This window comes from Tropicimonas marinistellae (assembly GCF_001509585.1).
In the GTDB taxonomy this organism is placed as follows: Bacteria; Pseudomonadota; Alphaproteobacteria; order Rhodobacterales; family Rhodobacteraceae; genus Tropicimonas; species Tropicimonas marinistellae.
Genome location: NZ_LNCI01000024.1, coordinates 1 through 14,650 on the forward strand (window position 1 = coordinate 1; position 14,650 = coordinate 14,650).

11 protein-coding genes are annotated in these 14,650 nt (G+C 65.2%); 8 read left to right on the forward strand and 3 right to left on the reverse strand.

Features of this window, described 5'->3' with window-relative positions:
* Positions 1-622: 622 nt before the first annotated feature.
* The 3 genes from fdhF to ARC39_RS24860 all read right to left on the reverse strand — a co-directional run bounded on the left by fdhF (position 623) and on the right by ARC39_RS24860 (position 6,066).
* Positions 623-3,406 carry a formate dehydrogenase subunit alpha gene (fdhF, locus tag ARC39_RS24850; RefSeq protein ID WP_068119500.1) on the reverse strand — a complete coding sequence of 928 codons (2,784 nt, stop codon included), beginning with the start codon at positions 3,404-3,406 and terminating at the stop codon, positions 623-625.
* Position 3,407: 1 nt separating this feature from the next.
* Positions 3,408-5,099 carry an NAD(P)H-dependent oxidoreductase subunit E gene (locus tag ARC39_RS24855; protein WP_068119503.1) on the reverse strand — a complete coding sequence of 564 codons (1,692 nt, stop codon included), beginning with the start codon at positions 5,097-5,099 and terminating at the stop codon, positions 3,408-3,410.
* A gap of 82 nt (positions 5,100-5,181) precedes the next feature.
* On the reverse strand, positions 5,182-6,066 hold the full coding sequence (locus ARC39_RS24860; RefSeq protein ID WP_068119506.1) for a LysR family transcriptional regulator: 885 nt from the start codon (positions 6,064-6,066) through the stop codon (positions 5,182-5,184).
* 125 nt (positions 6,067-6,191) lie between these two features.
* Here ARC39_RS24860 and ARC39_RS24865 point away from each other — a divergent pair, with 125 nt between their 5' ends.
* Genes ARC39_RS24865 through ARC39_RS24900 form a run of 8 tightly spaced genes read left to right on the forward strand, consistent with a single transcriptional unit; the run spans position 6,192 to position 14,571 of the window.
* Positions 6,192-7,346 (forward strand): succinate--CoA ligase subunit beta, encoded by a 1,155-nt coding sequence (locus ARC39_RS24865; RefSeq protein ID WP_068119509.1) that lies wholly within the window; start codon positions 6,192-6,194, stop codon positions 7,344-7,346.
* 11 nt (positions 7,347-7,357) lie between these two features.
* On the forward strand, positions 7,358-8,236 hold the full coding sequence (sucD, locus tag ARC39_RS24870) for a succinate--CoA ligase subunit alpha (RefSeq protein ID WP_068119514.1): 879 nt from the start codon (positions 7,358-7,360) through the stop codon (positions 8,234-8,236).
* A 20-nt stretch (positions 8,237-8,256) separates the two neighbouring features.
* Positions 8,257-9,252: an NAD(P)H-quinone oxidoreductase gene (locus ARC39_RS24875; RefSeq protein ID WP_068119517.1), complete on the forward strand. Its 996-nt coding sequence runs from the start codon at positions 8,257-8,259 to the stop codon at positions 9,250-9,252.
* 48 nt (positions 9,253-9,300) lie between these two features.
* A complete protein-coding gene (locus ARC39_RS24880) occupies positions 9,301-10,602 on the forward strand; it encodes a Na+/H+ antiporter NhaA (RefSeq protein ID WP_068119520.1) in 1,302 nt (433 codons plus the stop codon).
* A 52-nt stretch (positions 10,603-10,654) separates the two neighbouring features.
* A complete protein-coding gene (locus ARC39_RS24885) occupies positions 10,655-11,578 on the forward strand; it encodes a dihydroneopterin aldolase (RefSeq protein WP_068119523.1) in 924 nt (307 codons plus the stop codon).
* 31 nt (positions 11,579-11,609) lie between these two features.
* Positions 11,610-12,086 (forward strand): dihydrofolate reductase, encoded by a 477-nt coding sequence (locus ARC39_RS24890; protein WP_068119526.1) that lies wholly within the window; start codon positions 11,610-11,612, stop codon positions 12,084-12,086.
* Positions 12,087-12,104: 18 nt separating this feature from the next.
* A complete protein-coding gene (pabB, locus tag ARC39_RS24895; protein ID WP_068119528.1) occupies positions 12,105-13,880 on the forward strand; it encodes an aminodeoxychorismate synthase component I in 1,776 nt (591 codons plus the stop codon).
* 1 nt (position 13,881) lies between these two features.
* Complete coding sequence (locus ARC39_RS24900; RefSeq protein ID WP_078059467.1) at positions 13,882-14,571, forward strand: anthranilate synthase component II; 690 nt, start codon at positions 13,882-13,884, stop codon at positions 14,569-14,571.
* Positions 14,572-14,650 lie beyond the last annotated feature (79 nt).

Consider the following 14,650-nt stretch of genomic DNA (forward strand, 5'->3'; position numbering starts at 1 on the left):
GCGGCGCATCGCCGGTCCGCGGGGCGGCGGTGCTCGGATGGAGCGGTGGTGCTTTATGCCCGTGTTCCCGGAGGACCTCTGAGCGTTGCGATAGCGGCAACGTATCGCCGGCCCGGTGGGGCGGACCGGCGATGCGCGGCGGCCTTCGGCCTTGACCCCGCGCGGGGAGTGGTGGGCCGAGTGAAGAGTCCGTTTGGGGACGTCGTATCAATCGCGCGTCGCCCAGCACGAGCCGTGCACCGACGGTCCGCGGGCGGCGATGGGCCGTGTGGGCGGCGGTACATTATTTGCGAGTTCCCGAACGCGCCCAGAGCGTCGTGGTAACGGCGACGTATCGCCGGCCCGGTGAGGCGGACCGGCGATGCGCGGCGGCCTGGCGGCCTTTGCTCCGCGCGGGGTACGGTAGGCGGAGTGGCGCGTCAGTTTGGAGACGTCGTATCAATAGCGCACCAACCGGCACGAGCGGCCTAGCGGCGGTCCGGTGGGGCGGACCGGCGATACGCAGCGGCCTTCGGCCTATGCTCCGCGCGGGGAGCGGAGCCCGCTGCACATCACTCGTTTCCCGAACAAAAAAACAGCGCCCGGTGGGAGGTCCGGGCGCTGTTGCGTCGCTGCGAGTCGTCTACTCGGCAGCGATTGACTCTTCGGCCTTCTCCACCCGGACGGCGGCGAACTTGAACTCCGGGATCTTGCCGTAGGGGTCGAGGGCGGCATTGGTGAGGATATTGGCCGCCGCCTCGACATAGGCGAAGGGCAGGAACACGTTATCCTCCGAAACCGCCCGGTCGGCGCGCGCCATGACAGTGACGGAGCCGCGCCGCGTGGTCAGCCGGATATAGTCGCCCGGTTCCACGCCCAGTTTGCGCAGGGTGCGCGGGTGGAGCGAGCAATTGGCCTCCGGTTCCACCGCATCGAGCACGGAGGCGCGGCGGGTCATGGAGCCCGTGTGCCAGTGTTCGAGTTGCCGCCCGGTGATCAGGATGAACGGATACTCGGCATCCGGCGTCTCGTCGGGAGCCACCACATTGGCCGGCGTGAACCGTGCGCGCCCCTCCTCCCGCGGGAAGGCATCGCCGAAGACGATGGCCTGCCCCGGATCTTCGGGCGAGAGCGACGGATAGGTGACGGTCGTCTTTTCCAGCCGGTCCCAGGTGATGTTGTCGAGCGAGGCCATGTTCTTCTTCATCTCGGCAAAGACCTCGGACGGGTGGGTATAGCCCCAGTCGAGCCCGAGCCGCTTCGCCAGTTCGACCTCGATCCACCAGTCTTCCTTGGCCTCGCCCGGCGGGCTCACCACCGGGCGGCCCATCTGGACCTGGCGGTTGGTGTTGGTCACCGTGCCCGTCTTTTCGTACCAGGCGGAGGACGGCAGGATGACATCGGCGTAATTGGCCGTCTCGGTGAGGAAGATGTCCTGCACCACGAGATGCTCGAGCTTGGCCAGTGCATCGCGGGCATGTTCCACGTCCGGGTCGGACATGGCCGGGTTTTCGCCGAGGATATACATGCCCTTGATGTCGCCAGCGTAGATGGCGTCGATGATCTCCACCACCGTCAGACCCTTTTCGCTGGAGAAGTCCGGCGAGTCCCAGACCTCCGTGAAGGCCGAACGAACGCCGTCGTCGGTCACGGTCTGGTAGTCGGGCAGGAACATCGGGATCAGACCGGCGTCGGAGGCCCCCTGCACGTTGTTCTGGCCGCGCAGCGGATGCAGGCCCGTGCCTGGCCGGCCAACATGGCCGCACATCAACGCGAGGCTGATGAGGCAGCGGGAATTGTCGGTGCCGTGGATGTGCTGGCTGACGCCCATGCCCCAGAAGATCATCCCGGCCTTGCCCCCGGCAAAGGTGCGGGCGACATCGCGCAGCATCTCGGGGGGAATTCCGCAGAGCTCCGACATCTTCTCCGGCGGGAAGCCCTTGAGATGCTCTTTCATCGCATCCCAGTTCTCGGTCATCGCCTCGATGTACTGGCGGTCGTAGAGTTCCTCCTCGACGATCACGTTCATGATCGCGTTCAGCATCGAGACATCCGCCCCGGCGCGGAACTGCAGCATGTGGGAGGCGAACCGCTTCATACCCTGGCCGCGCGGGTCCATCACGATCAGCTTGCCGCCGCGCTTGGCGAACTGCTTGAAATAGGTCGCGGCGACGGGGTGGTTTTCCAGCGGGTTGCAGCCGATGACGATGGCGACGTCGGCATTCTCGATCTCGTTGAAGGTCGCCGTCACGGCGCCCGAGCCCACGTTCTCCATCAGCGCGGCCACCGAGGAGGCGTGGCAGAGCCGCGTGCAATGGTCCACGTTGTTGTGGCCGAAGCCCTGGCGGATCATCTTCTGGAAGAGATAGGCTTCCTCGTTGGAGCACTTGGCCGAGCCGAAGCCGGCGACGCGGCGCCCGTCGTCGTCGCGCAGGCGCGCGAGGCCGTTGGCCGCCATATCGAGCGCCTCGTCCCAGCTCGCCTCGCGGAAATGCGTCATGAGGTTGCCCGGATCGACGTTGAGCCCCTTGGGCGGCGCATCCTCGCGCCGGATCAGCGGCTTGGTGAGCCGGTGCGGGTGGTGGACGTAGTCGAAGCCGAAGCGGCCCTTCACGCAGAGCCGGTTCTCGTTGGCCGGACCGTCGATGCCCTCGGCGCTGACGATCTTCTCGCCCTTCACCTTGAGCGATATCTGGCAGCCGACGCCGCAATAGGGGCAGACCGTCTCGACCTCGCGATCGTAGTCCTTACTGTCGCCGACCTGGTTGTCGTCGAGCACGCTCGACGGCATGAGCGCGCCGGTGGGGCAGGCCTGGACGCATTCGCCGCAGGCGACGCAGGAGGATTCGCCCATCGGATCGTCCTGGTCGAAGATGATCTTGGCCGAGTGCCCGCGCCCGGACATGCCGATCACGTCGTTCACCTGCACTTCGCGGCAGGCGCGCACGCAGAGATTGCAGTGGATACAGGCGTCGAGATTGACGCGCATGGCCACGTGGCTGTCATCCAGCAGCGGCACTGACTGGGGATCCATCGGCGGGAAGCGGCTCTCGGTGACCTCGTTCAGCTCCGCCATCGCGTTGAAATGCGACGACGCGTCGTGGGCCTCCTTCGGCTGGTCGGCGACCAGCAGCTCCATGACCATCTCGCGCGATTTTTTCGCGCGGTCGCTGTCCGTCTTGACCACCATGCCGTCGGAGACCGGGCGGATGCAGGAGGCGGCCAGCGTGCGCTCGCCTTCGATCTCCACCACGCAGGCGCGGCAATTGCCGTCGGAGCGGTAGCCCGGCGTGGGCTTGTGGCACAGATGCGGGATCACCAGCCCGCGCCCGTGCGCGGCCTCCCAGATCGTGTAGCCCTCGGGGACCGTGACATCCTCGCCATCCAGGCTGAAGGTCACCATTTTCGTCTGAGCACCATCGGGCATCTCACACCTCCTCGCCGAAATGTTGAATCGTCAGGCGGATCGCATTGGGGGCCGCCTGTCCGAGGCCGCAGATCGAGGCATCGGTCATGACCTGGCAGAGGTCCTCCAGAAGGTCCTGGTCCCAGCGGTCGGCCTGCATCAGCTTCACCGCCTTCTCGCAGCCGGTGCGGCAGGGCGTGCATTGCCCGCAGCTTTCGTCCTCGAAGAACTTCAGCATGTTGAGCGCCGCTTCCCGCGCGCTGTCGTGATCCGAGAGCACGACCACGGCAGCCGAGCCGATGAAGGTGCCGTGCGGTTGCAACGTGTCGAAATCGAGCGGGACGTCGTCCAGCGACGCGGGGAGAAGCCCCGAGGACGGGCCACCCGGCTGGTAAGCCTTCAGCGTGTGGCCGTCCAACATGCCGCCGGCGGCCTCGATCACGTCGAGAATGGTCGATCCGGCGGGCAGCAGGTAGACGCCCGGCTCCTTCACGCGTCCGGAGACGGAATAGTTGCGCAGACCCGTGCGGCCGTTCAGCTCGACGCTGTTCATGACCTCGGGTCCGAACCGCGCGATACGCGCCACCCAGTAGAGCGATTCCACGTTGTGCACGAGGGTCGGGCGGTCGAAGATTCCCACCTGTGCGACGAAGGGCGGGCGGTGGCGCGGGATGCCGCGCTTGCCCTCGATCGACTCGATCATCGCGCTTTCTTCGCCGCAGATGTAGGCGCCGGCGCCGCGGCGCAGGTCGATATAGCCGGGCTCGACGATGCCGGCCTCTTCCACCCGCATGATCGCGCGGCGCAGGATCCAGAGCACGGCGGGGTATTCGTCGCGCATGTAGATGAAGCATTTCTCGGCTTCGACGGCCCAGGCGGCGATCAACATGCCTTCCAGGAACATGTGCGGGTCGCGCTCGATGTGATGGCGGTCCTTGAAGGTGCCCGGTTCGCCCTCGTCGCCATTCACGGCCAGATAGCGCGGCCCTTCATTGGCCCGCACGAAGCCCCATTTGGTGCCGGAGGGGAAGCCCGCGCCGCCGAGACCGCGCAGCCCCGCTTCGGATATCCGGCTCTGCACTTCTTCCCAGTCGCCGGTCTCCCGAAGCTCCTTCAACGTGCGATAACCGCCGTCGGCCAGATATTCCGCGAACCGCTTGTAGTCGGGAATCACCGGCTCGAATTGCTTGGCATGGAGCGCGGCAATTACCTTCTCGTCGGTCGCGTGGTCCACGTGGTTGTGTCCCAGTTCGACCGTCGGCGCGGTATCGCAGCGCCCCATGCAGGGCGCGCGAACCACCCGCACCTCGGCAGGGTCGAGCTGATCGTGGAGTGCCTTCTCCAGCGCCTCGGCGCCGGCAAGCTGGCAAGAGAGGGAATCACAGACCCGAATCGTCAGGGACGGCGGCGGCGCCTCCCCTTCGCGGACGACGTCGAAATGGGCATAAAACGTCGCGACTTCATAGACTTCCGCCTGCGCGATCCGCATCTCCTGCGCCAGGGCACAGATATGCCGCGCGGAGAGATGATTGTAGCGGTCCTGAATGAGATGCAGGAACTCGATCAGCAGATCGCGACGGCGCGGCCTGTCGCCCAGCAGGGCGCGCACCTCGTCGAGCGCAGCATCCTCGGCCTGGCGGCCCTTGGGTGTGCGACGACTTTTTCCGGTGCCTTTTTTCTTCCAGATGCCTTTTTGATCATCCAAAGGTGCCATGGTGTCCTCCCTTGAGCAACTAGGGTGACATCAGGCTCGCCGATTGTACAATTTCGATTCGTTAATTTACGATAATCTGAAATTATCGCTCTGATGTCGCGACACCTCGAAGCGCTTCGAGCGTCAGCAGGCCGGTCTCCCGCAGAGCCGAGACGAGACACACGGATTTCGTCTGCACCGGATCGACCAGCGGCAGGGAGACCGTGCCGGGGAAACCGCCGAGGGATTCGACCAACGTGCTGGGCACGACGCTTGCGGCCAGCCCCTCGACGACCATCACGATGGCGGAGGTGAACCCGCTGGTTTCGGCGATGACATGCGGCTCGGCGCCCACGCGTTCGAAAATCTGATCGAGGATGCGACGGTTCTGCATGCCCGGTTCGAGCAGGCTGAGCGGCATTTCCGCCGCCTCGGCCCATGTGATTTCGCCCGTCCGGCGCGGCGCCAGGCGCTCGGGCGCAAGGAGCACGTAGCTTTCGTCGTAGAGCGGTTCGACGCGCAGGAAATCCTCCGACGCGAAATCCGTGTAGGTTATCCCGGCCTCGAAACGTCCGTCCTCGATCCCCTGCTGGATCGAGAGCGAGGAGGCGGTTTCGATGCGGACGACGATGTTGGGATATTCGCGGTTGAGCCGGATAAGCAACTGGCCCGCGTAGCCGAGCGCCGTCGGGATCACGCCGAGTTTGAGCGATCCGGAAATCTCGCCGCGCGTCGAACTCACCTCGTGCTCGAACGCCTTTACCTCGTCCATGATCTTGCGCGCGTGCCGCACGATCATCTGCCCTTCTTCCGTCAGCCCCTGGAAGCGATTTCCGCGCTTCACGATCGGCGTCTGGAGGCGGTCCTCCAGCTTGCGTATCCGCATCGAGAACGCTGGCTGCGAGATGCCGCATTCCTTGGCCGCACGGGCGAAGTGCTTCTGGCGCGCCAGCGCGCTAAGGCATTGCAGGTCCTTCAGATCTATCATTCCCGCCTCCCGGCATGCGTTCCAACCATCTAACGCATGCGTATCGACGTCGCCAGCTTCGTTGACTTGACTATTTCTGTGGTATACCATGCACCACAGATCAAGCATCCGGAGAGGAGGGCCGAATGTTTTTTTCAGAACATCTGTCGAAGGAATTGCTTGCCAAGTACGGCGTCCCCGTGCCCGCGGGCAGGCTCGCGCGCTCACCGGAAGAGGCGGAACGGCGCTGCGCGGAAATCGACGCGAAGAAATACGTGGTGAAAGCGCAGATCGCTGCGGGCGGGCGTGGCCTGGCCGGTGGCGTGAAGTTCGCGGCCACACCCTCCGTTGTCACGGACGAGGCGCGGGCCATGCTGGGATCGTCGCTTGTCACCGCGCAGACCGGCAGCGCCGGAGAGCTTGTCTCCGCCGTGTCGGTCGAGGAGGCGCTCGACCTCGCCGAGAACTACTTCATCGCATATGTTCTGGATCCGGCAACGGGCACGCCGATGTTGCTCGCCTCGTCGGAAGGCGGTGTCGACTTCGAAGAGCGCTCGAAGTCCGACCCGAATGCGGTCAAGTCGATCCTCGTTGGAGAGGATTCGGCGGAGACGCGCACGGCCCTGGCCGACTTCCTTGCCGGGGTGGGGATCACCGACCCGGAGCCGGTCGAGATCCTGCTGTCCGCGCGAAGCGCGTTCGAGACCAATGACATGACGCTCCTCGAGATCAATCCATTCGCCAAGACCAACGACGGGAAATGGGTGGCCGTAGATGCCAAGATTTCCATCGACGGCAGCACGCTGTTCCGGCATCCGGAGTTCGAATCCATCGCCGAGGCACAGGGGCTTTCGCCCAGCGAGATGGAAGCCCAGAAGAACAACATCAACCTTGTGAAGATGGATGGCAGCATCGGTGTCGTCGTGAACGGCGCGGGGCTCGGGCTGGCCACGAACGACATGATCTTCGACGCCGGGGGAATGCCCGCGAACTTCATGGATATCCGCACCACGGCAACGAGCTTCGACATTGCCAAGGGTGTCTCGCTGTTGCTCGCCGAACCGGAGGCGAAAGTCATCCTGCTGAACGTTCACGGCGGGGGCATGACCTCCTGCGATACCGTCGCCGAAGGCGTTTCGTTCGCCTATTCGCGCTCCGAACGCCACCTGCCGATCGTTGCGCGGCTCGCCGGGCAGAACTCCGAGTGGGGCAACCGGATCCTTCGCGAGCGGCGGATTCCGGTGGAGACATTCGACACGATGACGGACGCCGTGACCCGCGCCGTCGAACTGGCCAACTGAAGGGGGTAGAGATGTCGATCTTCGTCAATTCCGACACCCGCGTCATCGTTCAGGGCATGACCGGCCGCGCCGGCACGTTTTACACCGACCAGGCGCTTCGCTACGGATCGAACTATGTCGGCGGCGTGCGGCCGGGCAAGGGCGGGCGCCGCCACCTCGACCTTCCCTTGTTCGATACGGTCAAGGAGGCGGTTTCCGAGACCGGGGCCAACGCGAGCCTCGTCATCGTTCCGGCGCCCTTTGCCGCCAATGCAATGATCGAGGCCATCGAGGCGGGCGTGGAAACGGTCGTCTGCGTGACCGAGCGGGTTCCGCAGCATGACATGACCCGCGTGAAGGACGCATTGCGGCAGTCGCAAACGATGCTGATCGGGCCGAACTCCCAGGGCATCCTCACCCCGGGCCAGTGCAAGATCGGCGTCATGCCGACGGTTGAGGCGAAGCCCGGCACGATCGGCATCGCGTCGCGGTCCGCGTCGCTGACATCCGAGATCCTCGCCCATTGCAGCAAGGCCGGCCTCGGGCAATCGACGACCGTGGGGGTCGGGGGCGACAATATCCACGGGGTCGGTTTCGTCGAATGCCTCAAGCGGTTCCGGGACGATCCGGAGACCGAGGCGGTGGTCCTGATCGGCGAGATCGGGGGACGCGAGGAAGAGGACGCGGCGGCATACCTGAAGACACTGAGCTACGGCAAGCCGGTGGTGGCGGTCGTGGTGGGCCGTCACGCGCCGCAGGGCCGCAGGATGGGACACGCCGGGACGCTTTCGACCTTCGGGTTGGGCACGGCAGCCGAGAAGATCGAGCACCTGCGCGACGCCGGGGTGGTCATCGCCAAGAACGCTGACGAGGTGGTTTCCGCGATCGCCGCAACGAAAGAACCGGCGTAGCCGCCTTGACCGGAGCAGCCATGGCAGACCTGCCCGCAACCATGAACGTCGTCGAACTTCGTGAATTCGGCGGGCCCGAGGTGCAATACCTCGCGGCCCGCCCCATGATTGCCCCGCGCGCCGGAGAGGTGCTGATCCGGGTGACGGCCGCGGGCGTAAACGGGCCGGACCTCGTGCAGAGGCGCGGCCACTACCCACCCCCCAAGGGCGCGTCCGACCTGCTCGGGCTGGAAGTGTCGGGCGAGATCGTCGCGCTGGGTGAGGGCACGCGCGGCTGGCAGCCGGGCGACAGGGTCTGCGCGCTCACCAATGGCGGCGGCTACGCCGAGTACGTCGCGGTGCGTGGCGACCATTGCCTGCCGATTCCCGATGGCGTGAACGAAACCGACGCGGCTGGCCTTCCCGAGACGTTCTTTACCGTCTGGAGCAACGTCTTTCTCGATCAGACCATCCCCGAGGGCGGGAATTTCCTCGTTCATGGCGGATCGGGCGGGATCGGGTCGACCGCCATCCAGCTCGGCGCGGCCATGGGGCTCAACGTGTTCACCACCGTCGATTCTCCGGAGGCCGCCGAGTTCGCCACAAAGCTGGGCGCGCGCAGGACGATCAACTACCTGACCGAGGATTTCGTGCCGATCTGCCGGGAAGCGGGCGGCATGGATGTCATTCTCGACATCATTGGCGGCGACTACGTGGCGCGCAACGTCAAGGCCGCGCGCCACGATGCGCGGATTGTCCAGCTTGCCTTCAACCTTGGCTCGAAGGTCGAAATCGACCTGATGCCGGTGATGCTCAAGCGACTCACCTATACCGGCTCCACGCTCCGCTCGCGACCGGACGACTTCAAGGCGCGCGTCGCGCAGTCGTTGCGCGACAATGTCTGGCCTCTCTTCGCGGCCGGAAACCTCACACCGGTTACCCACGCGACGCTTCCGCTCTCGGACGCCGCGGAGGCGCACCGGATGATGGAAAGCGCCCGGCACCACGGGAAAATACTGCTCACGACAAAAAACTAAAAAAAGACGGACTCTCCGGCGCGCGAACCGCCGGACAACGGGGGACATATGCCCAAAATCTGGAACTTCATCGAGGAGTACTCGGTACTCCTGATAGGAGGTGCGGTCATTGCCCTGATGTGGGCGAACAACGCGCCGCATACCTATCACGCGATGGTCGATTGGGAGTTGTTCCATGGTGGTCCGGTCGGACACCTGCACGACGACGGGCATGGGCATGTCACGCGCTCCTTCACCCTGCACTTCCTGGTCAACGACGTTCTGATGGCCTTCTTCTTCGCGGTGGCGGGCAAGGAAGTCTGGGAAGCGATCGCGCTGAAGAACGGATCGCTGCGCGGAAAGAAGGCACTCACGCCGCTGATCGCGACGGCCGGCGGGATGATCGGCCCCGTCACGATCTACCTTCTGGGCGCCGCCGTGCTTGGCAAGTTCACGCTGCTCGCGAATGGCTGGGCCATTCCCACCGCCACCGACATCGCGTTTTCCTACCTTGTCGGCCGGCTGATCTTCGGCTCCGGCCACCCGGCGGTCGGCTTCCTGTTGCTGTTGGCGATTGCCGATGATGCCGCGGGCCTCATCATCCTCGCGATATTCTATCCGCAAGGGGATCTTGCGCCCGCCTGGCTCCTGCTATCCGTCGCGTCGGCCGTGGGCGTCTACCTGCTTTTCAACCGTCTGCCGCGAATGCTCGACACGGGCAAACAGGACCGTCCGAACTCCACCTTCGTGCGCAAGTACCTGTCCTTCTGGCCCTACCTGATCGCGGGCGCGATTAGCTGGTTCGCCTTCCACCGCGCCGGAATCCACCCGGCTCTCGGACTGCTGCCGATCATTCCGGCCATCCCGCATGCCGAAGTGGACTACGGGATTTTCGCCGAGGAAGAAGCGCACCAGCACGACCTGCTCAACCACTCTGAGCATCTGCTGAAGAAACCGGTCGAGGCGATCCTGTTCGGTTTCGGGCTGATGAACGCGGGCGTGGAATTCTCCGCCATGGGCGCGGCAACGACGCTCGTGCTGGCCGGCCTGCTAATCGGCAAGCCGCTTGGAATCTGGGCCATGGGGACCTTTGCCGCGCGCACTCTTGGCCTCGGCCTCCCAGAAGGCATGAAGAATGCGGATCTTTTCGTGCTCGGCTGCGTCGCGGCAATCGGGTTCACCGTCTCGCTCTTCGTTGCCTCGGTGGCCTTCCCGGCGGGTGCCGTACAGGACGCGGCGAAGATGGGTGCGCTTCTGTCGTTTGGCGCCGCGGCAATGTCGTTCCTTGCCGGTTGGATCTTCGACGCAAAGGGCACCCGGATCGGCAGGGCCGGACCGGAGCCCGCGCCAGTCATCGGCGCGGCAGAGTGAGACCGCGCCCTTGGCACACCACCGGCCCAACTGACGCAACCGGGAGAACGGGATGAACGACCAGATACGGATCGAGCAGGTGCTTCCGGCGCGGGCTGTGCCGCAACAGAAGCGTGGGAGCGGCCATGCCGACCGTCTGCTCCTGCGGGATTACACGCGCAAGGCGGAGATCGGGGCATTTGGGGAGGAGCGGGGTGTCGAGCAGACGCTGCGGTTCAACCTGACGGTCGGGCTTTCGCCCGCCGACGCCCCGACGGACGACGATGTCGACAGCATTCTCAGCTACGACACGCTCGTGCAGACGGTGGACTTCGTTCTTGCGCAGGAGCGGCTCGACCTGTTGGAGACCCTGGCCGAGCGGATTGCGCAAAGCCTGCTTGGGCTTCCGAGGGTCTCGGATGTTTGGCTTCGCATCGAGAAGCTCGACCGTGGACCCTATTCTCTCGGTGTCGAAATCGAGCGTTCGGAACCCGCCCCAGAAGCGCGCGGCCTGCCTGACCCATCGGCCCGGCGGCAGCGGCCCGTGATCGTCATGATCTCGGACAGCGCCGCCGATGACCCGCGCCTGGGCCGGTGGTTCGAGATGTTCCGCTCCCTCGCGCGTCCCGTCATCCTCACGGTGGGGCGCGAGGTGCCGCAAAATGGCACGCGCACCCCGGCCTTGCAGCGGCAGCTCGATCTCCTCTCCCTGGACAGATCGGCGTGGCTCCTGGCGTCCCACGGTTCGGACTGCAGTGTCGTTGACAACCAGACGGAGCTTCATCACGTGATCGAAAGCGGAACTGTCGCGGTCTGGGCGCCGACCCGCATGGTGCGCAAGACGCTCGATACCGCGACGTGGGACGGTATGTCCGGCGCGACGCTCACGGTCTGGCTTGCAGAGCTTCTGGGAGCCGAGGAGGCCTATACCATTGGACCGGCAGACCTCGCGGGGGGATTGCCGGCGCTGACCGAGCAAGTGAGCCTGCGCGGATGACACACCGCCGAGGCGCCACGGGCCACGCGGCGTGATCTGCCTGATCGTCGCCAGAGCGCGCAACGGCGCAATCGGCCGTGGGGGCGGCATGCCGTGGCACCTGCCGGAAGATCTCGACTTCTTTCGGCGCGAAACCATTGGCGGTGCGGTCATCATGGGCCGCCGCACGTGGCTGAGTATCCCTTCCAGACCGCTGGAAAACCGTCTCAACTGCGTGATTTCCTCCGATACCGGCGTCGCGGAAACCGTATTCGCCAAGGTGGAGGATGCCGTGGCACATGCCCGGTCCGCCGGTATTCACAGGATCTACGGCATCGGTGGGCAGGGCATTTTTCGCGACCTGCTGGGCGCGGCCAACCGGATGCTGATTACGGAGGTCGATCTGTCGGTGGAGAACGCGGACACTTTCTTTCCGGATTTCGATGAAGATCTCTGGAGCTGCATCCAGCAATCCGTTCTGCGCAGTCACGGCCCCCGCTGTGTTGTGCGCGAGCTGATCCGGCGGTAACGGGGAGTGGTGACAAATATGCATTTTGCCCTGCTCGACAACAATTTCGATCCCGCCGGCCCGTCGTACCTCTACCGGGAGCCGGTAGGGTTCATCCGGTGCGAACGCGCCGCCGATGCCGCGCGCGCCTTCGACGAGATCGAAGAGGCCCTGCGCGCCGGTTTTCACCTCGTCGGTTATGCCCGCTACGAACTCGGCGCGTCCTTCGGCTACGCGATGGCGGACCCGGGTCCGGATCCGGACCTGCCGCTGATGTGTTTCGGCATCTTTGCCGGGCGCGAGACCCTGAACGACACCCAGGTTGAGGCGTTTCTCAAAGAGCGCGAGGGCGATGGCACACCGTTCCTGTGCGATGGCACCTGGAACACGGATGACGCCACCTACGTCGCGCGGATCGGCGAGATCCAGGACCACCTGCTGGCGGGCAACAGCTACCAGGTGAACTACACGATCCGGCATCGCTCCCGCTTCGGCGGGTGCCCCTTCGCGTTCTACGGCCAGCTGCGCGCGGCCCAGCCCGTCGCCTTTGGCGCCTGCCTGAATTTCCCCGAGGTCACGGCCCTCTCCCGGTCGCCGGAGCTCTTTTTCGAGCGGCGCGCCGACACGCTTCGGACCCGCCCGATGAAAGGCACGGCACCGCGCCACCCGGACGATCCCGCCCGGGACGCCGCCGCGCGCGCCAGCCTCCGGGCCGATCCGAAGCAGAACTCGGAGAACGTGATGATCGTCGATCTGCTGCGCAACGATCTCGGCCGCATCGCCCGGGCCGGAAGCGTCAGCGTCGATGATCTCTTCGCGGTCGAAACCTACCGCACCGTGCACCAGATGACCTCCACGATCTCGGCGGAGATCGATCGCGACAGACCGCTTCGGGAGATCTTCGAAGCGCTTTTTCCCTGCGGTTCGATCACCGGCGCGCCCAAGAAACGAACCTGCGAGATCATCGCCGAGACCGAAGGGTGCGCGCGCGGCATCTACACCGGCGCAATCGGCTACATCACGCCGGACCGCGACATGTGCTTCAACGTGCCGATCCGGACCTTCGTGATCGGCAAGGATCGCACGGCATCCTTCGGCGTGGGCGGCGGGATCGTGCATGAATCCGAAGCGGGCGCAGAGCTGGCGGAAGCCCGGCTCAAGGCGCGCTTCCTGCTGGATGTGCCGCCCGCGTTCAATGCACTCGACTGCTTCCGCTATGCGCCCAAAACCGGCCCGCAGCACATGGAGATGCACCTGGCCCGCCTCGGCCGCTGCTGCGCGAGCCTCGGCTTTCCAGTCGACATCGCCGCCGTGCGCAGGGACATCGCGGCGCTTCTGCCCGGTCTGAAGGTCGATTCGAAGATCCGCATCCAGATCACGCCCGCGGGCGAATGCCGCCTCGATGCCGTGCCGCTCTTGCCAATGCCCAAGGGCCGGATGCGCGTGTCGCTGTCGCCGCAGCCCGTTTCCAGCACCGACCCGATCTTCCGCCACAAGACGACCAACCGCGCATTCTTCGATCGCGAACTCGCGCAGGCACGGGTGCGGGACACCGTCTACGACGTGCTCTTCGCGAACGAGAAAGGCCACCTTACGGAGGCCAGCTACCATTCCCTCTTTCTGAGGTTCGATCAGGAATACCTGACACCCAGCCTCGAGTGCGGGCTGCTCGACGGCGTCGGCCGCGGCCGGTTCCTGCATCGCAATGCGGGGCAAGTGCGCGAAGCCCAACTGCCCGTGGAGATGCTGCGGGACGCCGACGAGGTGCTCCTCGTCAGCTCCGTGCGCGGCGTCGTCCCGGTGGAGGTGATCTGACATGACACTGCGGAAACCCCACCTCGTTCTGGTCGACAACAACGATTCCTTCACCTTCAACGTCTTCCAGTACCTGCAACTGGCCGGGGCGCATGTAACGGTTCGGAATTGCGATGAAATCTCGCCTGGAGATGCAGATTTCGACACCTGCGACGGGATCGTCATTTCGCCCGGTCCGGGGGCGCCGCGCGAGGCAACCGCCTCCGCCGCAATTCTCGCGCGCCATCGCGGATCCCGCCCGATCCTGGGGATCTGCCTCGGCCATCAGATCATTGCCGAACACTTCGGCGCCCGTGTCGTCCGGGCGGAGCGCGTGATGCACGGGAAGGTATCGCGGATCACCCATTGCGGCGCCGGCCTGTTCCGCAACCTGCCGCAGGGGTTTTCCGTGGCGCGCTACCATTCCCTGATCGCCGAGGACGGGCCCCTGCCCGCCGGGCTGCGCATCTCCTGCCACTGCCTTTCGCCGGGCGGCCAGCTTGAAATCATGGGCCTCGCACATGACGCCGAACAGATCCACGGTGTGCAGTTTCACCCCGAGGCAATCCAGACGGAACACGGGCTGGACCTGCTGGGAAACTTCGTCGCGCTCTGCGCGGGTGCCCGGGTCGAACGCCGGCACGCGGACCCATACCGGCGCCGGGATGAGATATCGTCTGCCAGCGACCGGAAACGCGCCGTTGGCGAATGAGAGTGAAGTGATGACCGGGCACAGAGAGAACGCCCGAAACCAAGGGGGGACGACGACGTGAAGATAGGTTCACCTAGGG